The following is a 23,416-nucleotide window of genomic DNA, read 5'->3' on the forward strand; positions in this document are numbered from 1 at the left end:
GTGCAAGCACCATGATTGTTCGCACGACTTGCATGTATTAGGCATGCCGCCAGCGTTCGTCCTGAGCCAGGATCAAACTCTCATGAAAGATTAATTTCACGAGTTATCGTATCTGACTCGTAAAGTTCGCTGACAGTTTATAGTCCGTCAAGACTTTTTGAATTATTTGGGAGAATCTTACGATTCATTCCCTGCACATTTTGGTTCGTCTACTTTATTCAGTTTTCAAAGATCTATCGTGTCGTCGTTTTTTTGCGACAACTTCTATATCATACAACAGATTGTTGTATGTGTCAACAACTTTTTTGAATTATTTTTGAAAAAGTTTTGTTAGCGTTGCACTGAGAGGTGTCTCTCAAAAACAACGTGAGTACAATTATACATGGTCTATGGTCGCTGTCAACAACTTTTTGAAAGTTTTTTGAAAAAAGTTCATTCTTTCTTGAAAACAAATCATATATTCAATTGATAATTCACCCCTAAAAGTGTTACACTGACCTGTTAGAAAACGCTTTACAAGGAGGAAGTTGTATGACTCTAACGAATCAAGAAATTGCGAAGAAAATTGATCATACGTTATTAAAGGCGGACGCAACCGCTGACGCGATTAAGAAAGTTTGCCAAGAAGCAATAGACTTCAACACCGCATCCGTCTGTGTCAACAGTGCGCGCGTGAAACTTGCTGCTGATTACTTAAAAGACTCGCCCGTTAACCCTATTGCTGTCGTCGGTTTTCCATTAGGGGCATCGAATACTGAGAGCAAAGTAACTGAAACCGAACAGGCAATCGCAGATGGCGCAGAAGAAATCGATATGGTGATTAACATTGGTGCGCTGATCGATGGTGAAGATGCCATTGTCGAAGCGGATATTAAATCTGTCGCTGATGCTACTCACAAACATGACAAGTTGCTAAAAGTGATTATCGAAGCTTGTTACCTCACTGATGAACAAAAAGTTAAGGCTTGCCAGCTTGCTGAAGCTGCCGGCACTGACTTCGTGAAGACCTCAACCGGTTTCGGTACGGGCGGCGCGACACGCCATGATGTCAAACTCATGCGCGATGCAGTGAGCGACCATATAGGCGTGAAAGCAGCTGGTGGCATTCATACAAAAGAAGAAGCGATCGCAATGATTGAAGCGGGAGCCGACCGCCTCGGTATGAGTGCGACTGTCCAAGCACTCTCGTAAGAAAATGGAGGTCTAATGATGAAACAAATTACAGTTGTCGGCAGCATGTCCGTCGACCATGTGGCAACTGCTGATCATTTTCCTAAAGTTGGCGAAACGTTAATTGGTGATAAAATGACCGACCAATTCGGTGGTAAAGGTGCCAATCAAGCAGTCACTGCTGCTCGTCTTGGTACGTCAGTTAACATGATCGGTGCGCTCGGCGATGATACTATCGGTGAACGTATTCGCGAAAACTTTGAGGCAAACCATGTCAATATTGATGGTATGGCGACCATCGAAGGTGCGACATCCGGTCAGACCTTAATTACTGTCGCCAATGGAGATAATAGTATTATTGTCATTCCGGGAACAAACCACGAGCTAACGATTGATCATGTCAAAGCCTATGAAGACATGTTGTTAGCGAGCGAATTCGTCATTTTACAAAATGAAATTCAATCGGACGTTATCAAATACGTGATTGGTTTTTGTGATAAAAATGATGTCAAAGTGATCTATAATCCCGCGCCGGCTATGCCACTCGAGGATGAATGGATTGCGAAAATCGACTACCTCACCCCAAATGAAACAGAATTCTCTACGATTTTTGGGTCGGATACACCAGAGAATATTCTCAAACAGTATCCCAATCATTTAATGATCACAGTCGGTGAGGAAGGTGTCATCTATCATAATGGTGAAGAACTCGTACGCTGTGAGGCGTTCACTGTCGATCATGTCGTTGATACGACTGGTGCTGGCGACACGTTCAACGGCGCTTTCGCAGTCGGTCTTCTCAGAGGACTCCCATTCGGCGAAGCGATCGCTTTCGGACAATTAGCGTCCTCCCTCTCTATTCAAAAAGAAGGCGCACAGGGCGGTATTCCGACGCTCGACGAACTCAAAGCGAGCCCACACTTCAAAGACGAATGGCGCGATAAATTCTAAGCAAACAAAAAAGCAATGCGTGCTTGCGCATTGCTTTTATTATGCTCTATTTTAATGATCGAGATGCCAAATATCTTCGTTATACTCTGCAATGACACGGTCTGAAGAGAAGAAGCCGGCATTCGCAATATTTAGGAGTGACTTCTTATCCCATGCACCGCGATCTTCGTAGTCCTCATAGACACGTTCCTTAATGTCAATGAACGATTCGAGATCGAGCAAGCCCATGAAATAATCGTGGGATTTAATATCTTGGTATAGGCGTTCGAGACGTTCCCGTACACCATACGCTAATAGTTCATCGCTCACGATAAAGTCAACGAGCGGTTTAATGCTGTCCTTCGCATAATATTCTTCTGGATGGTACGCATCTTCTTGATAGAGACGTTCAACCGTCTCGCTCGATTCGCCAAACGTATAGATGTTTTCACGTCCCACTTGATCGGCAATCTCAATATTCGCACCGTCGAACGTACAGATCGTCAGCGCCCCATTCAACATGAATTTCATATTTCCCGTACCACTCGCTTCTTTTGATGCGAGCGAAATCTGTTCTGAAATATCCGCTGCTGGAATAAGATACTCTGCTTCTGTGACATTATAGTTCTCGACAAAAACGACTTTCAAGTGTGAGCTCACCTCAGGATCATTCGCAATCAATTCTGAGAGTGATAACAGTAAATGAATAATATCCTGCGCGATGATGTATGCAGGCGCCGCTTTACCACCGAAAACAATCGTGATCGGACGTTTCGGAATATGCCCAGCTTTGATCATCATGTATTTCTTAATAATATATAGCGCCAGCATCTGTTGGCGTTTATATTCATGCATGCGTTTGATCTGCACATCGATGATACTGTTTGGATCGATAGCGACACCTTTCGTCGTGCGCAAATGCTCAGCCAAACGCAGTTTCGCCGATTGTTTAATGTCAAAGAGATGTCCAGTCACCGCTTCATCATTTTGATAATCGGCAAGTGGTGTCAAATCACCCGTTGTTTGCCATTCGGTGCCGATCAATTCGTTAAGATAATCGTTCAAGGCCGGGTTGGCAGACATGAGCCAACGTCTGAACGTAATCCCGTTCGTTTTATTATTGAATTTTTCTGGATAGATGGCGTAAAACGGCTGCAATTCCGTACGTCTAAGAATATTTGTGTGTAATTCCGAAACGCCGTTAATACTGAACCCGTAATGAATAGCAAGATGTGCCATGTGCACTGTCTGATTCTCATCGATCACCGCAACTGCAGGATCATCATATTTTGCAGCCACACGCTCTGCCAATTGTTCGATAATCACTGCCAATTTCGGTGCAATCGTACGAATATCTTCGAGTGGCCATTTCTCCAATGCTTCCGCCAAAATCGTATGGTTCGTAAACGCCACGATGTTTGATGTAATCTCGACCGCTTCATCAAATGCAAGATCATATTTCTCCGTCAATAAACGGATCAACTCTGGAATCACCATCGTTGGGTGCGTATCGTTAATCTGAACGACCACATAATCCGCTAAGTCGTGTAAGTTACTGCCACGCTCGATCGCTTCTTCAATCATCAACTGTGCCGCATTTGATACCATGAAATACTGTTGGTACACGCGCAACAAACGTCCGTTATGATCAGAATCATCCGGATAAAGGAAGAGCGTCAAGTTCTTCGCAATTTCAGTCTTATCGAAATCAATTCCACCAGCTTCGATAATGCTTTCGTCGACACTGTCAATATCGAATAGACGAATACGGTTGTGTGACGCCTGTTTGTAGCCAGGTACATCAATCTCGTAAAGCGTCGAGTTCACCGAAAAGTCACCGAAATCAACGGTATAGTGCGTATCAGTTGGACGCAACCAACTATTATCTGACAACCATGCGTCCGGTTTGGTATGTTGTTGATTGGCTTCAAAGCATTGTTGGAATAGGCCAAAGTGATAGTTCAACCCCACACCATCACCGTTCAAGCCGAGTGCGGCGATAGAATCCATGAAGCAAGCAGCGAGGCGTCCGAGTCCCCCATTACCGAGCGACGGTTCATTCTCAACCGCTTCAATTTCGGCTAGCGTTTTACCGTACGCGGCGAGTTCAGCTTCGACTTCTGCTTTAATACCTAAATTAATCAGATTGCTGTCTAACAATTTTCCGAGTAAGAATTCAGCAGAAATGTAGTATAGCTTCTTCTTGCCTTGGTTCAACGGCTGTTCGTTAATGATTTCCTGTGTGGCACCGAGCAATAATGCATAAAGCTGTTCATTCGATAAATCATCTAGATTTTTATTATATGTTTGATTGGCACGTTCATTTAATTTAATCATGAGCCACTCCTTTTTATTCGTGATCTAGTGCTTGGTTCTCGCGGCTGTATATCGTTGTCATATCCAACAGATGATCCGTCAACGTCTCTGTATACTCTGCATCAAGCATACGCCACTGCCAATTACCGCCGATCGTTCCCGGGATATTCATGCGACTTTCCGTCCCTAAATTCAATAAGTTCTGCATGGTATGAATCGCTAAGTCACTGTGTGATGCCGCAATGCCACGATTCAATGCGAGTGCTGGCGCTTCATCGTCACCACGACGCAAATAATGATCCATCCGTTTTTGTTTTTTCAGTTCGAGTGCCTCATACCAACCACGTGCGGTTTCATTGTCGTGGGTACCGACGTATGCGACAGAATTAGCTGGATAGTTATGCGGTAGATCTTCACTATCTGCATCCCCATCGAAACCGAAAATTTCTACTTTCATACCTGGGAAGCCGGTAAATTCACGCAAAGCGATCACCTGGTCATTCATGAAACCGAGGTCCTCTGCAATAATTGCCGTATCGCCTAACTGATCAAAAATCGCTTGGAATAGTGCTTTGCCAGGACCTTTTTGCCAGTGACCGTATGACGCATCCGGCGAACCGAACGGAATTTCCCAGTAGGATTCAAAGCCTTTGAAATGATCGATACGAAGCACGTCGTAGAGCGAGAGATTATATTGTACGCGGTCTACCCACCAGTGATAGTGGTCGTCCGCCATTGCCTGCCAGTCATAGATCGGGTTCCCCCAGTATTGGCCGGTCGCACTGAAATTATCTGGCGGCGTCCCTGCAACAAGTTCAGGATCACCGTTACTATTCACCTTGAACAACTCTGGGAACATCCACATCTCGACACTGTCTCTCGCCACATAGATCGGAATGTCACCGATAATCTGAATGTGGTGGTCGTTCGCATACTGCTTCAATGCCTGCCATTGTTGGGCAAAGAAGAACTGTGTCACGAGATGATAATGATAGGTCTCGCGATGCTCATCGCAGAATTCACGGACGGTTGTTTCATTATATGTGCGATATTCTGTTGGCCATTCGTACCAAGCACGGTGTTCGAACGATTCTTTGACCGTCATGTACTGGCAGAACGGGTCGAGCCAGGCTTTCTGTGTATGATAGAAACGAGTGAACGCCTCAGAATCCATGCCTCCCTGCGCGATAAAGCGCGTGACCGCCTGATCGAGGAGTGCTCGGCGAACGATGAATAAGCGTCCGAAGTCCACATTGCGTGGATCGTCCCCAAATGATTGTTGGTCGAGTGTTGACTGCTCTAATAAACCTTCTGATACCAAAAGATCAAAATCAATTAAATTTGTATTACCCGCATACGCTGAAAATGACTGGTACGGGGAATCCCCATAACTCGTCGTCGTCAGCGGCAGTACCTGCCAATAGGTCTGCTTCGTTTCGACAAGAAAATCGACGAAACGATAGGCTTCTGCTCCCAATGTGCCAATACCGTAAGGACTTGGGAGTGATGTTATGTGCATTAACACGCCACTTGCGCGTTCCATAATCACACCTTCTCTCCATTTGTTACCGCTATTATAGCGTGAATCGCGCGCTTTACGCAAGCGGTTGCGTTAAATTTGCATCTTTTTTTATAAATTCTTTATAATAGGCTTTATACCAGCAAAGGAGGTCACACGATGACCGTAACGATTAAACAAGTTGCTGAGCAAGCAGGGGTGGCGACGTCTACTGTTTCGCGCGTAATTGCTGACCACCCTTCTATCAGCGACAAAACCAAACAAAAAGTACGTCAGGTGATGGCTGACTTGCACTATATTCCGAATTCAAGCGCTCAGAGTCTCGCGCGCAGCCATGCGGAAGCGATCGGCATTATTCTTCCCGAAGCGTCAGATGCTTTTTATCAGAATCCGTTCTTCCCAACGGTGTTGCGCGGTATTAATGAAGCGATCACCGAACATAACTATGCGATGCAGCTCTCTTCCGGCCACGATACCGAGGCGCGTAGGGCGAATCTGCAGAAGATGATTCTCGGTCATCAAGTTGACGGGTTAATCTTTCTCTATGCCAAAGAGGATGACCCACTATTAGATTTCACGATTAAACAAAACTTCCCGGTGGTCGTTATCGGCTCACCGAGCGATATCTCAATTCCAAACGTCGACAATGACAACCGTCAAATTGCTAAGGAATTGACAGAATATCTCATCCAAAACGGCAGTCAGCGTCCGCTCTACATCGGAGGCGACCAGACCCAGCAATTCGTCAAACAGCGTCTCCAAGGATTCAAGGAGGCGTTACTGGAACAGCAACTTGATTTTTCAGATGATCAAGTTTCCTTAGACAATGCCTTCCTACCATCTGCCGGCTATGCACTTGCGGAACATTTACTTCAGACTGAGGCTAATTTTGATAGTTTTATCGTCATCGACCAGTTGATCGCCCGCGGAATGCGCACCTACTACCTGAAGCAACATCACGCCCTGCCACCACTTGCTACTTTCAAAGCGTATGATTCTTCCGATACATTGATGGGATCGAATGAATGCTATATTAATCTTGACAGCCAATCCCTCGGCAGTGAGAGCGTCAATCTGCTCTTCGATATCTTGAACTGTCCAGATAATCAAACGATCGAAAACATTCACCGTATCTTACCGGCGACGCTCATTACACCGGGTACATAACTAAAAACAGCACGTACTAACGTTTGCGATTTTCTCGCTTACGCTGACGTGCTGTTTTTTGTTGTTTTTGTAAATGTTAGCTGTTAATTAGGAGACCGAAATGATCACTTGCGACCGCGTGCTTATTGCCGTCGAAAATCACTTCGTGCGATTGTAGTTGATCGAATCCGCGCGTCCAGACGTAGTCGATACGTTTGCTGTCGGATTGTTTTTCCCACCCATCGATCTGACCTGGGACAGTGAATTGACCACGGACTTCTGCTGCGTGATGATAACTGTCTAGTAGTTCAGGCATGGTGTCCTTAATGTACTGATAGCCTTCACCATCAATATCAGCAAGCTGATTGAAGTCGCCCGCAATCATTAATTTGCCTGCGCTGAACTGTTGCTTGATAGTCTCAACGAGTGTATCCCATTCATAGACAAAGCCTGTACCGTCCGCTTTGTACCAGTCGAAATGCCCGTTCAATACTGCGACATCCTCAAACTGTGCGGCGAGCACGACACGACGGCGATAGTCGCTGTACGGAATCTCTGGGTCACTCACTAAAAATTCTGACGCTCTGAACGGTTGGCGACTCAAAATCGCTAACCCTTCATCATAGACACGATACCCCGTGTGTGCCGGCATCCAGTACCAGTGATAATCCTCACCGAGCAGATGCAACGCTTCAACGAGCAGACGCGCGTAATTGTCGAGCGTCGGCGACATGGCTTCTGTTTCTGGAATCAATACACGTGTCGGTGCGAAATGATCGTCCGCGTAGGTATCATCGATCATCTCTTCAAGTATTAACTCAGCTTCCCCCTCCGACTTACCGCGATAGTTGATCAACCAGTCTGCGAAAAATTCAGCGGGTGAATGCAGAAGTTCTGTTCCATCGTGTGTCTGATTTACCTCTTGTAAAGCAATCGTATCGACACGTTCCGCCATTATTGCACGAACAATCGTATCGAATTTTTGCACCATATGTTCTTCCTGCCACGAATGGGTATTGAGCGTCAAAAGTTTCATCCTGTCATCCTTTACTGTTGGCGTACCACGCCGATAAAGTCACCCTTACCGATATGGTTCGGGTTAGCTAATGTTAATTTTAACTGATTATCGCGCTGATTGGTAATCACAACGATGACGGTTGCTTCTTTCCCGGCAGCTTTCACTGCATCGATATCCATATCAACAATCGGATCACCGATATCGAGGACGTCGCCTTCTTTGACGTGCATGGTGAATGGTTTACCGTCGAGTTCTACCGTATCGATTCCTAAGTGAACGAGTACTTCTACACCGGTATCTGATTTCAAACCGATCGCATGTTTTGTTGGGAAGACGGCTGTGACTTCACCTTTGACTGGTGACACGATATGGCCATCACTCGGTTCAACCGCGTAACCGTCACCCATTGTCTTCTGACTGAAGAGGTCATCGTTCACCTGATCGATCGTGAGATACTGACCGTCAACTGGCAATGCTAATTCTTCATCCATCGCTGCCGCTGCTGTCACATTAGCTGTTTCAGTCGCTGCGTCAGCTTCTTCCTTATCAAAGTTTGCTTCTGGGATGGCTTGTCCGGAATCAATCACGTCTAAGATATCTGATTTCAATACGTCGGCTTTTGGTCCGTAAACAGCTTGGATACCGTTCTGTTTGATCATGAGACGCATAGCACCTGTTTTCTTCCAGAGAGCTTCACTGCCGACTTTGCCTGGATCTGCCACTGTTACACGCAAACGCGTCATACATGCATCAACGTCCTGGATGTTATCCAAACCACCGAGTAAGTGAATCACATTGAAGACGGTTTGATCACCATCTGCCGTTGTTTGTTCACCCTGTTTGCCATTTTCTGGTTTAACCTGTGCTTCTTCGTAGTTACCGTTACGTCCTGGTGTTGCGTAGTTGAACTTCTTGATCATGAAGTTCGCAACGAAGTAACCGACTAATCCGAAGACTAAGCAGGCGATGAAGAAGTTGAAGAGATCACCGATAATACCACCGCTCGCGATCAATGGTATACGCGCACCGAGTTCGATCAGACCGAAGGAGTGAACACGTAAGTTAAAGATGTCAGCGATCCCAAACGCGATCCCTTGCAGTACGGCGTAGACAACGTACAACGGAATGGCTAGGAACATAAACATAAATTCAATCGGTTCGGTTACCCCGGTAAGGAGCACGGATACACCTGTAGAGAGAAACATCCCTTTGTAGAATGCTTTCTTGTCCTGATCAACATTCTTGTACATTGCCACAGCAATACCGATTAATAGCCCCGCAGCACCGATCATCTGTCCGACTTTGAAACGTGCAGGCGTTACCGTAGCGAGTAAGTTTTCATAAGCGGCAGCGTCCGTCCCACGCAAGTTGACTAAGTCCTGAATCCAGGCTAACCAGAGCGGATCCTGTCCTTGAACGATTTGACCGGCTTGCGCGCCTGTCAAGATGGTGTACGTCCCACCGAGTGACGTGTAGTTCATCGGAATCGTCAACATGTGGTGTAACCCAAATGGTAATAAGAGACGTTCCAATGTCCCGTAAAGGAATGGTGCGAGGAATGGCGCACTGTCCTGTGAGGAGGCTAACCAAACCCCAAAGCTGTTGATACCACCCTGAATCACTGGCCATACAACCGATAATACAATGGCTGCAATTACTGAACGCACAATGACTACGAACGGCACAAAACGTTTTCCGTTAAAGAATGACAATACGTCTGGTAAACCGCGATAGTTGTAGTACTTGTTGAAAGCAGTCGCTCCGATAAATCCGGCAATAATACCAACGAACACACCCATGTTAAGGGCTGGTGCTTCCAATACTGAAATAAAGTAACCGTTGACTGGAATAGATTGTCCAAACCATGTCTGTGTCATGGCATTTGGATCAGCGAGCATACCTGCGTTTACACCGAAGAATGCCCCGGTCAAACGGTTAATCAATAGAAAGGCGATCACAGCTGCGAAGGCACCACCTGCACGTTCCTTTGCCCAGCTACCACCGATAGCTACGGCAAATAACAAGTGCAAGTTACCAATAATTGCCCAGCCGATTTCGGCCATGGCGGTTCCAACCGCATTCAGCCAATCCCAATCCGCGATCATCGGAATGGCGTTACCGATACTTAACATTAATCCGGCAGCAGGCATGACGGCAACGACTACCATCAACGCTTTACCGAATTTTTGCCAAAAATCAAAATTAAATATTTTCTTTATGGCACTCATCATTTCCACCTCTTTTTATTGTTATCGTTTTCATAGATTATAACGCAAACGGTTGCATTGTCAATAGCTGATTTTAATATTTGAGTTCTGTCCATTGAATTTCTATATTTCGTCACGCATAATGAATGAGAAATAATGAAATGGGATGTGTGATATGGCGTTTATTGAAGCGAAAAATGTATCAAAAACTTATCAAGCAGCAGAACAGGCCATCGAAGCGAATAAAGGACTAACATTTAACATCGACTCTGGCGAATTAGTGGTGATTACGGGGGCTTCCGGTGCGGGGAAAACGACACTGTTGAATCTGATCGGTGGGATGGATGTTTTAACGGACGGAACACTCATCGTTGACGGCGAACCCGTCTCTGATTTCGATTCCAAACAGCGTACCGATTACCGCCGTCAGTCGATCGGTTTTATTTTCCAATCTTATAATCTCATGCCAAAACTAACGGCGAAGGAGAATGTTGAATTAGCTTCCGATCTGGTGGAAAACCCTATTCCCTCCGATGAGGTACTCGAACGTGTCGGACTGAGAGACCGCGCGAAGAACTATCCGCGCCAGCTCTCTGGTGGTGAACAGCAACGTGTCGCTATCGCGCGTGCCATCTCCAAACGACCGAAACTATTGCTGGCGGATGAACCGACCGGCGCACTCGATGATGAAACGGGTAAAACAGTACTTCGCCTGCTCCAAGAACTGAGTCGTTCAGAAAATATGACCGTCATTTTGGTGACGCATAACGAAGCACTCACGGCTATTGCTGATCGCGTGATTACTCTGGAAGATGGGCAACTCGCAGCATCTGAAACAAACTCTTCGCCAGCTGACATCGATGAGATTCACTGGTAATCAAACAAATAAGGGTATCGCTTAAAATTAAGCGATACCCTTTTGTGATGGTGCTATTTTTTTAATACAGATAATGTTAATTTAACACTCGCTTCATCGAGTTCAAAATGACGTTCAATATCTGGTAGCAGCGTGTAGCCTCGGTCATAACCGAAGATGACGAGACCGAGCTGATGTCCTTTTGGAATGACGGTATCTATTCCAACAAAATCTAATGCGTAATCGTGCTTGTGATCAGTATCGAAGTCGGTTTCCAGTGTGATGCGATGATCCTTGGTATTCAAGAGGTTCATCCAACTGCGTGTCACGATGCGATACGATGTCGTCGTCTGCATCTGATTGAAGCGCGTCTGCTTGATCTCACGCTGCCAAGCCACACGTTCCGTTTCAGATAACGTCTCCATCTTCTGATCAACTGTTATCCCCTCTCCGAAATCGACCAACCAAGCGGATAATGCGCCTGGTGCATGATCGGTTTTGAGATTGAGTTCAAGCGTGCTGATACCGTGAATATGGAGTGCTTCATTCAATGGTTCGCTGAGGTACACTGCTGAAGTATCACTCTCTGGATCCACGATCTCAGCTTCCCATGCGTTGACCGTTGGATAGTCCAATTTATCTTGGAACGATACGATTTCCTGACTTTGATCGCTGTCAGCTGTCGTCAAACGCTGAGCTGCTGCAATCTGCCAGTCGATATTTTTAGTTTGTGTAGTATCAACAAGCGACCAATCGTCCGCGTCCCACTGACTCTGAACGATTCCCTGACCGTCTTGCCAGTCCCACGTGCCGACATTAAGCAACCAGTGATCGAACCAACGATCGAGCACTGCGAGGTAGTCGTAGTTCAATAGACTGTGCAGTGAGATATGTTCGCCGCGATGAATGATAAAGTGACGGTGTGTGTTCGTTCCAGCCGTTGCCTCTAATAACTTGAATGGATGCGATGGTTTCACATTCCAATCGTTCGTCCCGTGCACGAGAAGGTAAGGCACTGTGAGATTAGCGGCATCTTTCAAGTAATTACCACCATCCCAAAAGGCATTGTACTGTCCACTACCGCGATCCATGTCGTGTGTAATATTGTTTAATACCGTCTGCCAGGCTGCTTTGCGTGCTTTCGGTGCATTGGTTGGATTCAACAAGAAACTCTCACAGAACCAGGATAATAGATCGATATCTTCACCGATGAACCCTTCAGGTGCGACCACCAAACCGTTGTAGCGGTAGTAATCATACCAGGAGGCGATTGCCGCTTCCGGCACGATAGTCTTGAGCGCCGGACTCTTTGTCTGTGTGGCCACCCCAATCTGGAGCGTGCCCAAATATGAACGACCAGTCATACCGACTGCACCATTACTCCAATCGCAGGCTACTGCCGTTTCCCCTTCCAAATCGTAAAAGGCGTGCGCATCACCATTCACCCAACGAAGCACGCTATCCACCGCTTCAACTTCAAGTTGTGTCCCTGTTACATTGAACCCTTCAGAATAGTAGGCACCGCGTCCCGCATAGATCACGATCGCATAACCGCGAGATACATAATGTTCATAAAACGTCATACGCTTCGCATCATTCGGCCACTCTGCGGTTTGCGTGGCAGTCGCTGTTTCCTTAATCGGGCGATGTTTTGCCGGTTTTAGCTCAAGCGTTAACTTCACATCGTTGATCGGCTCGCTGTAATCTTCCTTGTTCGGATGCAAATGCTTCGTGAAGGATTCTTCGTTCGCCCCCATCATATAAGGATCGGCAACAAAAACAATCGGTACGCCTTCGCCTTTTGTGATTTCTTTGGGACGGCGGATGTACACTTCCGTCAGATCCCCGTATTCCGCATCCGTCGTCGCATAATCACTCTCGACAAAGATGCGTTCTGTGATCGATTGTCGTTCATCATAAGCCGTAATAGCGCAATCATGAAACACGAGTGGGCCTTCTGGACGATAATTAGCCAAGAATTGCGGCAAGTGTGCGGAATGAATCAGTTCTTCCAATACATTGAACCGACGCGTCACCGTCATGGCAAGAATTTCTTCGAGTAAATCGGTCGGTGTCGTATACTGCTGTGGTAATAAACGTTTGAGTTGATCGTGAACATTTTGTGGAAAGCGCACGCTGTTGAAGTAACCGAGCACCATTTCTGTCGTGTAATCCGCCGTGGCGAATAGTTCTTGACCAATTTCATGAATCAGTTGCTTATCAATAATCTTCATCGTTTTCTCCTTTACGCCTGATTAGGCAGATTGGTGATTTTTGCGGTAGGACAAATATAAACTGGCAGCCGTGTAGATGACGACAATCAAAACGATCCACTGCAAACTATCCGCAGACAGTGAGCTGACAAACAGTGTGCCTGCCAACGCAGCAGGGATACCAAACGCCGTAATTGCGAGAGAGGCTTTGCGGTTGTAGGCACCACTCTTAATAATAGGAAAGCAGGAAACTGCCTGAATGATGGTCGTCCCACAGAACATAATCGGGAAAACGGCTTCCGGATGCATGCCGAGACTGTAGAGGAGGATCATACACGGCGCAAACAAGCCGACACCGAAGTTCACGATGAAACCGAGTGCGGTCATCATAATCATCCCGAAAATTAACGGTCCGCCGCTCAATTCGAACGCTTCACCACCGATAGGAATCAAGTTGAGCTGTCCAAGTAAGACCAATAACGCGACGAAACTCAGTGCGATCGACATCGCGAGTTGGATCATACTTTCCGAAATTTTGGTCAGGAAGGAAGCGCCGATGAACGAGCCAATCCCTGCTGGTATCACCAACAACAATAGCGTTGTCGGCGAAACGTTGATCGTGGTCACATAAACCATCGATACGAGCGGTGCAATCGAGGCCGTGCTGACCATCAAGGTACCTGGAATATCGCGATCACGTACTAAATTAAAACCTTTCATCATGGCCGATAAAGTATTAAAACTGCCGATCCCCATCGCATCGAGAAAAACAGCCAGTGCGCCGGCCAGACCATTCTTCGTTAAATGTGTATCTGTCTGAGATTGGATACTGTGCCAATGTTTGCGGTAATCAGCGATCTCAACCGCAAGCGTCAGCAGAAACGCAATCAATAAACTGCCGAGTACGGGCCATTTGAACATACGCATCCCTCCATTTCATGAGTTATAACCTAAGATATTGTAAGGTAAATTCTGTCAATTCACAACAACAATCTTATTACTTCTCTATAATTATTCTGCTAATGCAGAAACCACGGCATCTAAATTCTCTGCGAGCGTCAGACGTCGAACATCTGTTTCTTGGATAAAGCCTTCTGTCACCATGTGCTGAATCATTCCGTAAAGCGCGTCGTAGTAATGTTTTACGTTGTAGAGAATGCATGGTGCATCGTAGATTCCAACACGCACCCATGAGATGATATCGGCAATTTCTTCAAGCGTCCCCGGACCACCTGGCAAGGCAATAAAGGCATCGCCCATATCTGCCATTTTAGTTTTACGTGTCGCGAAGTCGGGTACTACTTGAAAATCCGTAATTTCTCGGTTTTGCACCTCACGATCCAACAGTACTTCTGGCATAATGCCGACCACTTCACCACCACTCGCCATCACGGCACGGGATACGACGCCCATTAAACCGACATCGCCACCACCGTAAATCAAGCAGTGTCCATGTGAACCGATCCATTCACCGAGCGCCTGTGCAGCTTGTTCATAAACTGGTGAATCCCCGCTATTTGAGCCACAATAAACTGTAATATTCATTGTCCTACCTCCATCTTCTCGTCTTCTGCTCTATTTTAACAGACTGTGTGCGTTTTTTCGGTGATCACATATCTTTAATGTTTTACTAAGATTTATCGGTTGCACTGTTTTTCGATACATTATTCGTTATTATTGATTCAAAGATACAATTTAGGAGGCAATTATGGCAAATTATGAATACAAAGTGATGCAAGTCACGCTAAAAGAAAAACTATTCGGCACGGGCTCTCGCAACTTGAATGGTTTAGAGAATTTATTGAACAAACAGGCAAAGAAAGGCTACCGTCTTCACACCATGTCAACGAGCGAAAGCGAGAGTGAAGGCGTCGGTGGCGGTGACCGCGTGCAGGCGACACTTGTTTTTGAACGTTTAGTCGATTAATACAAAAAACCACCACTTGACCCCCAAGTAGTGGCTCCTAGCAGATCTTAGTGATCTGCTTTTTTATTTGGTTTTATCGAGTGTTTCTGCAAAAGTGACGTGGTCGCTGAGTGCCGCCCAATGATTGACTGGTCCGTGACCGTAGCCGACATGAATACCGTCTTCAATTGCACCTTGAATGAACTGCTTTGCCACTTTAATCGCGGTTTCAACCGTTTCCCCTTTGGAGAGCTCAGCCGCAATCGCACTGGCAAACGTATCACCTGTCCCGTGCGTATTTTCCGTATCGACACGCTGTCCCTGCATCCAGAAGTCCGTCCCATCTTCTAACAGCACGTAATCCGGCGCTTTTTGATCGCCTTTCAAGTGTCCACCTTTGATGACCACATTTTTGGCACCGAGCGCTTGGATCTGTTGACCTGCCGTCTGCATATCGGCTGGCGTTTCGATAGTCATTTCCGTAATTGTTTTAGCTTCTGGCAAATTCGGGGTCACGATCGTCGCCAATGGGATCAATTCTGTTTTGACCGTTTCGACCGCATCCACTTCAAGCAAGGGATGCCCACCTTTTGCGATCATGACGGGATCGACAACGAGTGGCCCGAAGTCGACGTTTTTGAGATTTTCAGCGACGCAGTGGACGTGTTCGGCATCCGCTAACATGCCCGTTTTCGCAGCGGTCAGATGATAATCCTCGGAGAGGGATTGGAACTGCTGGTCGATAAAGTCAGTCGGTACAGGCAAGGCCGCTTGTACGTCAAGGGTATTCTGTGCGGTCAGCGCGACAACGATATTCATGCCGAACGCCTGACGCGCTTGAAATGTTTTCAAATCGGCTTGAATCCCGGCACAACCCCCGGAATCCACACCTGCGATGGTGACGACTTGCGGTGTGCTGTTCGTTTCAGTCATCTAATCCTCTCCCTTCAAGAGTGTGTCTAACTTCTGATCGAATGATTGCACTTTCGCTGTCACGTCATCGGCCAGCATAATGTCACTGATAATGGCGACGCCGGCGATACCCGTATTAGCTAATTCCAGTACATTGTCGTCCTTCACACCACCGATTGCGACAGACGGTATCGCTGTCGCTGCATTAATGGTGGTGAGGGTCGCTTTAGAGACATCATCGGCGTCAGCTTTCGTCGCGGTTGGGAAAATAGCACCGATACCGAAGTAATCTGCACCATCCGACGCCGCCTGCTCAGCCTGTTCGATGGATTTTACGGAGACGCCGACAATTTTATTGGGACCGACGAGCTGACGCGTTACAGCGACTGGCAACTCATCATCACCGATATGCACACCGTCCGCATCGAGCGCGAGACAGAGATCAGCGCGATCATCGATCACTAACGGGACGTGATATTTATCGGTCAATTGTTTTACTTGTTGCCCAAGCGTATAAAATTCCCGTGTCGAAGCGGTCTTTTCCCGCAACTGGACCATCGTGACACCAGCTTTGAGTGCTGATTCGATACGTTCGAGAAATTCAGCATCACTGAAATCGAAGCGATCGGTCACAAGATAGAGTTTCAGATCTTCCTTATGAAATAGTTTTGACATATCATCCCTCCTAGACGTCTCAGCGTGCCAAATAAACAAAAAAAGACCGCCTCTGATGAGACAGCCTACTCAAGACAATGTGCGCCAACACTATTGTTCCATTTCCTACGGCAGCATTGTCTGCATCAGGTTTGCGGGTATCATCTCAGCCTATTACAGCACCCCGAGAACGATTCGTATGTCTAATGGCAGTATAGCATATTTCTGATGATCACGCGTATGAAAAGGGTTCAGAAGTTGTCGATGATATTTATTACCTTTTTGTTAAAAGCGTTTGCAATTTCTTTCGAGTTATATTAGACTAGTAAACAACTCAATAACATGTATATACAGGAAAGGAGATATACATATGGGCAAGTATGAACAAGATGCCAAGACGCTGTTTGAAGCGATCGGTGGCGAAGCGAATATTCACTCCGTCACCCACTGTGCGACACGTATGCGTTTTGTGCTAAATGATGACGACGCTGCGGAGCGCGATACGATCGATGATATTCCGAGCGTTAAAGGGATGTTCACGAACGCCGGACAGTTCCAGGTCATTATCGGAAACGATGTCGCTAATTTCTATAACGATTTCGTTGCGGTGACTGGTATCGACGGTGTCTCTGAAGGCGAAAGTAAACGCCAAGCCGCCAAAAATCAAAACTGGTTACAAAAGATCGTCGGCGTTCTCGCTGAAATCTTCACCCCTATTATTCCAGCGATTATTGTCGGTGGTTTGATTCTCGGTTTTAGAAATATTCTCGGCGAAGTTCAGTTCGGCGGTGCAACGATCGCTGAACAATCCGTCTTCTGGAAAGGTGTCTACGATTTCCTCTGGCTACCGGGTGAAGCGATTTTCCACTTCTTACCGGTCGGCATCACCTGGAGTGTGACGAAGAAGATGGGTACCACCCAGATCTTGGGGATTATCTTGGGGATCACGCTCGTCTCACCTCAGCTATTGAATGCGTATGACGTGGTGAAGGTCGCCGCTTCCGATATTCCAGTTTGGGACTTTGGTTTCGCGCAAGTCTCCATGGTCGGTTACCAAGCGCAGGTTATTCCCGCTATGATGGCCGGTTTCCTGCTCGCCTATCTCGAAAAAGGTTGGCGTAAGGTCATTCCAGAATCCGTGTCGATGATTTTCGTGCCGTTATTCTCACTACTGCCGACATTGATTATCGCACATGCTTTCCTCGGTCCGATCGGATGGACAATCGGGACTTGGATTTCTAAGATCGTTAACCTCGGTCTCACTTCCTCCATCTCCTGGTTGTTCGGTGGTCTCTTCGGCTTCGCCTACGCACCACTCGTGGTGACCGGATTACACCATACGACCCTTGCGATCGACACCCAATTGATCGCCGACTTCCAATCGACCAATCTCTGGCCAATCATCGCCCTCTCTAACATTGCACAAGGCGCGGCCGTGCTCGGGGTTATCGTCGCACATCGCGACAACAAAAAAGAACAATCCGTCGCCGTCCCATCATTCATCTCTGCATGGCTTGGGGTCACCGAACCGGCCATGTTTGGGATTAACTTGAAATTCCTCTACCCATTCGTTGCTGGGATGATCGGTGGTGGTGCTGCCGGAACCATCAGCACCATCCTCGGTGTCCGCGCCCTCAGTATCGGTGTCGGTGGTATCCCAGGGATCTTAGCGATTCGTCCTGGCGATTACATCAGTTTCATTATCAGTACCGCTGTTGCGATTGTTGTTCCGTTCATCCTCACGCTCGTGATGGAAAAACGCGGCATCATGGTCAAAGAAGGTGCCAAAGTGGCTGACATTGAAAAAGCCGATGAACCTGAAGCAGAAACTTTAGCTGTTGCTGCGGCGACACCAGAAACCGCGGATGAACTCGTTGAAGAAGTGATCTTTGCACCCGTTAACGGTGAATTCATTCCGATCACTGACGTCGATGATCCGGTTTTCTCCCAGAAATTAATGGGTGACGGTTTTGCGGTGAAACCTACCGATGGAGAGGTCTATGCGCCCGTCTTCGGTAAGGTGACCAACATCTTTGACACCAAACACGCGATCGGCCTACTAACAGAAGGCGGCGTTGAAGTCCTCGTTCATATGGGACTCGATACCGTCGCGCTCAATGGTGAATCGTTCGATATTAAGATTAAGGAAGGCGACGAGATCACACCAGATACACTTATCGCTGAGGTGGATCTCGATCAGATCAAAGCGAGTGATAAAGCGACCGACATTATCGTTGCCTTTACTAATATGAGAGAGACCTCTGAATGGGCAATCACTGCTGATAATGAGGTGACTGCCAAAGCCACAGTTGGTGACTTGAAATTCTAAACTAACAACGACTAAACACCATATAACAACTAAACCACTCAAAAAGACCGACAGCATGTAAACTGTCGGTCTTTGTTTTGCTTATTTTTTGATACGCCTCGCGAAATCTGTAAAGCGGAATTTGTCCATGCGATGCGCGGATTCAGAGTACTGGAAGCAGCGATTGTCATCGAGATAGACGAGACTCTTCACCAGCACGACATGTTTATCGCCGGGATTAAAGTCGATGAGATCTTGGAAGTTCGCAGAGATTGCCTCGACGGTGACATCCTTCTGCGCATAGGCAATATTCAAACCGAGAATATCTTCAAGATAGTGATAAATTGAATTTTCCGCATGTTCTATCGGCATATCTTCGACAACACTCGCTAATAGATAGTCGATATCCAAAATCACGAATTCACCATCGATCTGGCGTTGACGCACGACTTTCCAGGCGAGCGCGCCGGCTTCCCAACCTGTAATCTGACTGAGTTCATCGGAGACGGTGATCTTGTCGCAATAATGCACGACGGTATGCTCATCGAGTCCAAGCTCGCTCTGTAATTCACGGAAACTCGTTAAGTGTGAGAGTGGAAAGTTGAAACGTTCGAGGTCAACCACGATCGAGCCTTTGCCCTGCTTCTTCGTGATATATCCCGTTTCCTGCAAGAGATTGAGCGCTTTTCGGATCGTTTCTCTCGAGGTTTCATAACTCTTGGCGAGTGCGTTCTCACTCGGCAACAGTGAATCGGCTGGATATTCCTTATTCAAAATTTGCTGTTTCAAATCCGCGTAAATCGCCTTGAATTTGTTCATGATATACGTTCTCCTCTTAGTAAGTCCGGTACACAGTATATCGAACTCTCGGCGATTCGACTACAAAAATCACCGATTAAATGTGTTCAAGTAGCGCTTTGGGGGATATTTCTGACCAATCATGCACCGTAAGATCTGCTTTTGGTAGTGGATGGTTCGATTCAAACCCAACCGCAAACATGCTGGCAGCTTTGATCCCCTCGATCCCCGCTTCCGCATCTTCAAAACCGATCGCATGCGCTGGTTCGGTATCGACACTTGCTGCCGCCTTTAAGAAAATTTCAGGATCCGGTTTCCCTTTCGTCAATGTGGCTGGATCCACAATGCCATCGAAATAATCCGCAATCTCTAATTTTTCTAAAATGAGCGGCGCATTCTTCGATGCGGAGGCGATCACACAGTGAATACCGAGTGCTTTCGCTTCAGTGAGAAAATCAATCAAACCATCGAAAACATCGACTGGCGTGAGCTGCTGCAGTAGGGCAACATATTCCGTGTTCTTCTCAGCAGCGAGCTTCTCTTTCTCTTCGTCAGATAATTTATCCGCCATGTCACCGTGCACGAGGATACGTTCCAGTGATTCCATACGGCTGATTCCTTTGAGACGTTCGTTAAATTTGCGATCGATACTGATCCCGATGCGGTCGGCGAGATTTTTCCAAGCGACGTAGTGGAATTCGGCGGTATCGACAATGACACCATCTAAGTCAAAAATAAATGCTTTTTCAGTCATAAAATGCTCCTTATTTGATTGCAATCGTCTGTGTTTGGTCTGCAGTGAGGCTAACGGTCTGATCGCCAATCACGACATCACTGTCCTGATCAGCGGTAATCGTCACTGCGTCGTGTGCTAGCGTGATATCGTAATTGACCTGTTGTTTCTGAATATTGAATGAGACGGCACGCCACTGTTCAGGGAGTTCTGGGTTCAGAACGAGTTGTTCATTCATTAATTCGATCCCTGCGAATACAGTCAGTGGGAACGTGACGGTCGTCGCCATGACACCGAGGTGAATCCCTTCCGCGGTGGTGCCTCCTTGGATATCATCATAATCGGAACCGAGCGCTTCTCGATAGAGTGTCCACATCTGATCCACATCATCTAAGCGACCCGCGAGCGCGGCGTAAACGACACGCGATAATGTCGAACCGTGCGATGTGTGATTAATGTAGTAGTCGAAGTTCTTCGCCATGTAGTCTTCTGGCATTTCATAACCCATTTCCGTCAATAGCGTCGTGACTTGTGACGTAGCAAAATTAAAGAACAACATCATCGTATCCGCCTGTTTTGCGACCTTGTAGGCGTTGATATCCTTACCTTCCGCCGACAAAATGCGATCCATACGTTGAATGTTCTGATATTTCTCACGGTAAGCATCCAAGTCAATATCTGCGAGGTCAAAGAAGCCTTTGTACTGCGCTAAAAGTCCGTCCGTTGTCAGTTCGAGATTGAGATGTGTGCGAATGTCAGCGAGCTGTTGAAGCATTGCCTCACCATCTGATGTGAGTTCATCAAACGTGTCTGGGAAAATTTTCGCCATTTTTGCCATCGTATCGAACAACCAGGAAACCATCACATTGGTATATGTATTGTTGGTGAGTCCCGGTGTCTTGCCATCTGGGTATTCTTCGTGGAATTCATCCGGCCCCATCACGCCTTTAATGTCGTAACGCTCGCCTGTTTCGTCACGAGACGTCGTACTCTGCCAGAATTTCGTAATTTCGACTAGGAGTTCGAGCCCTTCTGCCTGCATATAGTCCTCATCGTGCGTATTCGTCCAGTACAACCACACATTATAGGCAATCGCTAATGACACGTGGCGTTGCAGGCGACTGTTGTCCGGCGTCCACTCTTGGCTGAGCGGATTGAGATGGCTCGACTGTGATTGTTCGGAACCATCCTCACCTGACTGCCATGGGAACATCGCCCCAGCATAGCGAGCTTCCTCGGCAGCTTTTTTCGATTCGTCGAGACGTAAATAGCGGTAGCGCAAGAGTTCGCGTGCGGTTTCTGGGAAATGCGCGATGTAAAACGGCAAGATGAATAATTCATCCCAGAACACATGGCCGCGGTACGCTTCCCCATGTAAACCACGCGCGGTTAAGCCGTGACCTGGCGATTCCTGATAAGCGTTTGGAGATGCCGAAACGAGCACGTGGAACGTATTCAAGTTCATCAAGCGTTGCGCGTAATCATCACCGACAATTTGTACATGGCTCTCTTTCCAGAGTTCCTGCCAAGCTTCTTCTGATTGTTGATAACTCGTCTCAAAATCAGGCAATATCTCCGGTACTTGCGCTTCATCATCCATACTCGTGGAAACGTGAACCGTCTTTTCGAAGGTGTAGGTGTCCCCTTCTCTGGCATCGAAGGTTAATTGCTGGGTGATCGTTTCATCACCGAATACCGTCTCTAGTGCCGAGTCATCGATACGTTCTGGGAAAAACAACTGCGCTGTCTGTGAGACTTGAATCTTCGACGTCAATGTTTCCGCAACCAAGGTCATTCGTGACTGATCAGCGCTCAAATCAACGACGTGCAAGTGCTTCTGATTGAGATCGCGATAGCGTGCGACATTGTAATTGAAAACATCACCGCACGCCTCACTCATTAACGTCATTTCACCAGAGAAATTTTTCGGCGTGACACTGTATTGAATGCTGTATTCGTGCACGTTTTGCATATTCGCGATACGCTTCGATGCTAAAGTGAGTTGCTTACCATCTGTCAGCTGAACCGTCGCTGCTGAGCGAAATAATCCTGTTTTCAGATCGAGGGATCGCGAAAAATCGATAATCTTCTGTGTCGTTAAATCGACCACTTCGTCACCATTCTTGACGTACATGCGCTGCATATTCGGTGCATTCACGAAGTCCTCATTCGTAATCGCATTGCCATTAATATCAGACGTCGCTTCGTCATATAATCCTGCAAGGTATAAGGCGGGATAGGTATCGTCTGAGATCGTCATTTCAGGTGTCGCCCCGCGCAAACCGAGATAACCATTCCCTACTGTCAACAGGGATTCACTCGCATAAGCGTCGTTGCCTGATTTCAAGTATTCATCCCTGATGGTCCACAACCAATCCGCCTTATCTGCCATATAATTATCGAGCGTACTGTAGATGAATGGTTGTTGGTGCTTTTTGGAGAGATAATCGGCGAAATCTACCGTTTTATCCTCTAACGCAACCATTGTAGGTGTCGTGATCGCACCACCTGTGATGTGATATTCATCGATGAACTGGTCAATCGCTGCTAGACGTTCTACATCACTTCCAGCCACTGTCGCTTCCTCACCGTGGATTCCACGAATCGTCCATTCCGTGTCGTTTGGTCTGATTTCAATAACTGTCATGTCGCCCTCCTATTTAGGTGCATGTTTGATGTTTTATTTTCTCGTTTTCTTGTATATACATGTTCATCTATAAGTGTAATCAA

Annotated in this window: 18 protein-coding genes and 1 rRNA gene; 6 read left to right on the plus strand and 13 right to left on the minus strand. The window is 46.8% G+C overall.

The genetic code is table 11. The annotated features are described in order from the left end of the window. A 16S ribosomal RNA gene (locus tag ACWOEX_RS03995) occupies window positions 1-88 on the minus strand; the annotation flags it as partial. A gap of 443 nt (window positions 89-531) precedes the next feature. Between ACWOEX_RS03995 and deoC the strand changes: the two genes are divergently transcribed. Then, the gene (deoC, locus tag ACWOEX_RS04000) at window positions 532-1,191 is read left to right on the plus strand and encodes a deoxyribose-phosphate aldolase (RefSeq protein ID WP_455298180.1); all 660 of its coding nucleotides are present in this window, start codon (window positions 532-534) and stop codon (window positions 1,189-1,191) included. A 15-nt stretch (window positions 1,192-1,206) separates the two neighbouring features. Further along, on the plus strand, window positions 1,207-2,121 hold the full coding sequence (gene rbsK, locus ACWOEX_RS04005) for a ribokinase (RefSeq protein ID WP_455298182.1): 915 nt from the start codon (window positions 1,207-1,209) through the stop codon (window positions 2,119-2,121). Window positions 2,122-2,172: 51 nt separating this feature from the next. Here the strand turns inward: rbsK and ACWOEX_RS04010 are convergent, their stop codons facing one another. Both ACWOEX_RS04010 and malQ read right to left on the minus strand, forming a co-directional pair. Then, on the minus strand, window positions 2,173-4,437 hold the full coding sequence (locus ACWOEX_RS04010; protein WP_455298184.1) for a glycogen/starch/alpha-glucan phosphorylase: 2,265 nt from the start codon (window positions 4,435-4,437) through the stop codon (window positions 2,173-2,175). Window positions 4,438-4,450: 13 nt separating this feature from the next. Beyond that, complete coding sequence (gene malQ, locus ACWOEX_RS04015) at window positions 4,451-5,959, minus strand: 4-alpha-glucanotransferase (RefSeq protein ID WP_455298186.1); 1,509 nt, start codon at window positions 5,957-5,959, stop codon at window positions 4,451-4,453. Window positions 5,960-6,094: 135 nt separating this feature from the next. Here malQ and ACWOEX_RS04020 point away from each other — a divergent pair, with 135 nt between their 5' ends. Beyond that, window positions 6,095-7,102 (plus strand): LacI family DNA-binding transcriptional regulator, encoded by a 1,008-nt coding sequence (locus ACWOEX_RS04020; RefSeq protein WP_455298188.1) that lies wholly within the window; start codon window positions 6,095-6,097, stop codon window positions 7,100-7,102. Window positions 7,103-7,178: 76 nt separating this feature from the next. Here ACWOEX_RS04020 and ACWOEX_RS04025 read toward each other — a convergent pair whose 3' ends face one another. Next, the gene (locus ACWOEX_RS04025) at window positions 7,179-8,117 is read right to left on the minus strand and encodes an endonuclease/exonuclease/phosphatase family protein (RefSeq protein WP_455298190.1); all 939 of its coding nucleotides are present in this window, start codon (window positions 8,115-8,117) and stop codon (window positions 7,179-7,181) included. 11 nt (window positions 8,118-8,128) lie between these two features. Continuing rightward, entirely contained in the window at window positions 8,129-10,330 is a 2,202-nt protein-coding gene (locus ACWOEX_RS04030; RefSeq protein WP_455298191.1) for a PTS transporter subunit IIBC, read from the minus strand. A gap of 151 nt (window positions 10,331-10,481) precedes the next feature. On the opposite strand from ACWOEX_RS04030, the gene ACWOEX_RS04035 reads away from it, so the two are divergent. Then, window positions 10,482-11,183: an ABC transporter ATP-binding protein gene (locus ACWOEX_RS04035; RefSeq protein WP_455298193.1), complete on the plus strand. Its 702-nt coding sequence runs from the start codon at window positions 10,482-10,484 to the stop codon at window positions 11,181-11,183. A gap of 53 nt (window positions 11,184-11,236) precedes the next feature. Here the strand turns inward: ACWOEX_RS04035 and ACWOEX_RS04040 are convergent, their stop codons facing one another. From ACWOEX_RS04040 to ACWOEX_RS04050, 3 genes are all read right to left on the minus strand, one after another. Then, a complete protein-coding gene (locus ACWOEX_RS04040) occupies window positions 11,237-13,396 on the minus strand; it encodes a CocE/NonD family hydrolase (RefSeq protein ID WP_455298195.1) in 2,160 nt (719 codons plus the stop codon). A 21-nt stretch (window positions 13,397-13,417) separates the two neighbouring features. Continuing rightward, complete coding sequence (locus tag ACWOEX_RS04045; protein WP_455298197.1) at window positions 13,418-14,296, minus strand: hypothetical protein; 879 nt, start codon at window positions 14,294-14,296, stop codon at window positions 13,418-13,420. Window positions 14,297-14,386: 90 nt separating this feature from the next. After that, window positions 14,387-14,920: an LOG family protein gene (locus tag ACWOEX_RS04050; protein WP_455298198.1), complete on the minus strand. Its 534-nt coding sequence runs from the start codon at window positions 14,918-14,920 to the stop codon at window positions 14,387-14,389. A gap of 163 nt (window positions 14,921-15,083) precedes the next feature. Here ACWOEX_RS04050 and ACWOEX_RS04055 point away from each other — a divergent pair, with 163 nt between their 5' ends. Further along, window positions 15,084-15,302 (plus strand): DUF4177 domain-containing protein, encoded by a 219-nt coding sequence (locus tag ACWOEX_RS04055; RefSeq protein WP_455298199.1) that lies wholly within the window; start codon window positions 15,084-15,086, stop codon window positions 15,300-15,302. A gap of 63 nt (window positions 15,303-15,365) precedes the next feature. Here ACWOEX_RS04055 and thiD read toward each other — a convergent pair whose 3' ends face one another. Next, a complete protein-coding gene (gene thiD, locus ACWOEX_RS04060) occupies window positions 15,366-16,214 on the minus strand; it encodes a bifunctional hydroxymethylpyrimidine kinase/phosphomethylpyrimidine kinase (protein WP_455298200.1) in 849 nt (282 codons plus the stop codon). Then, window positions 16,215-16,868: a thiamine phosphate synthase gene (gene thiE / locus ACWOEX_RS04065; protein WP_455298201.1), complete on the minus strand. Its 654-nt coding sequence runs from the start codon at window positions 16,866-16,868 to the stop codon at window positions 16,215-16,217. Window positions 16,869-17,217: 349 nt separating this feature from the next. Here thiE and treP point away from each other — a divergent pair, with 349 nt between their 5' ends. After that, window positions 17,218-19,176 (plus strand): PTS system trehalose-specific EIIBC component, encoded by a 1,959-nt coding sequence (treP, locus tag ACWOEX_RS04070; protein ID WP_455298202.1) that lies wholly within the window; start codon window positions 17,218-17,220, stop codon window positions 19,174-19,176. 81 nt (window positions 19,177-19,257) lie between these two features. On the opposite strand, the gene treR is transcribed toward treP, so the two are convergent. From treR to ACWOEX_RS04085, 3 genes are all read right to left on the minus strand, one after another. After that, window positions 19,258-19,974: a trehalose operon repressor gene (gene treR, locus ACWOEX_RS04075; protein WP_455298203.1), complete on the minus strand. Its 717-nt coding sequence runs from the start codon at window positions 19,972-19,974 to the stop codon at window positions 19,258-19,260. A 76-nt stretch (window positions 19,975-20,050) separates the two neighbouring features. Next, a complete protein-coding gene (gene pgmB, locus ACWOEX_RS04080) occupies window positions 20,051-20,707 on the minus strand; it encodes a beta-phosphoglucomutase (protein ID WP_455298204.1) in 657 nt (218 codons plus the stop codon). Between the two features lie 10 nt (window positions 20,708-20,717). Then, the gene (locus tag ACWOEX_RS04085) at window positions 20,718-23,333 is read right to left on the minus strand and encodes a glycoside hydrolase family 65 protein (protein WP_455298205.1); all 2,616 of its coding nucleotides are present in this window, start codon (window positions 23,331-23,333) and stop codon (window positions 20,718-20,720) included. Between the last annotated feature and the right edge of the window lie 83 nt (window positions 23,334-23,416).

The organism is Aerococcus vaginalis (assembly GCF_053762225.1).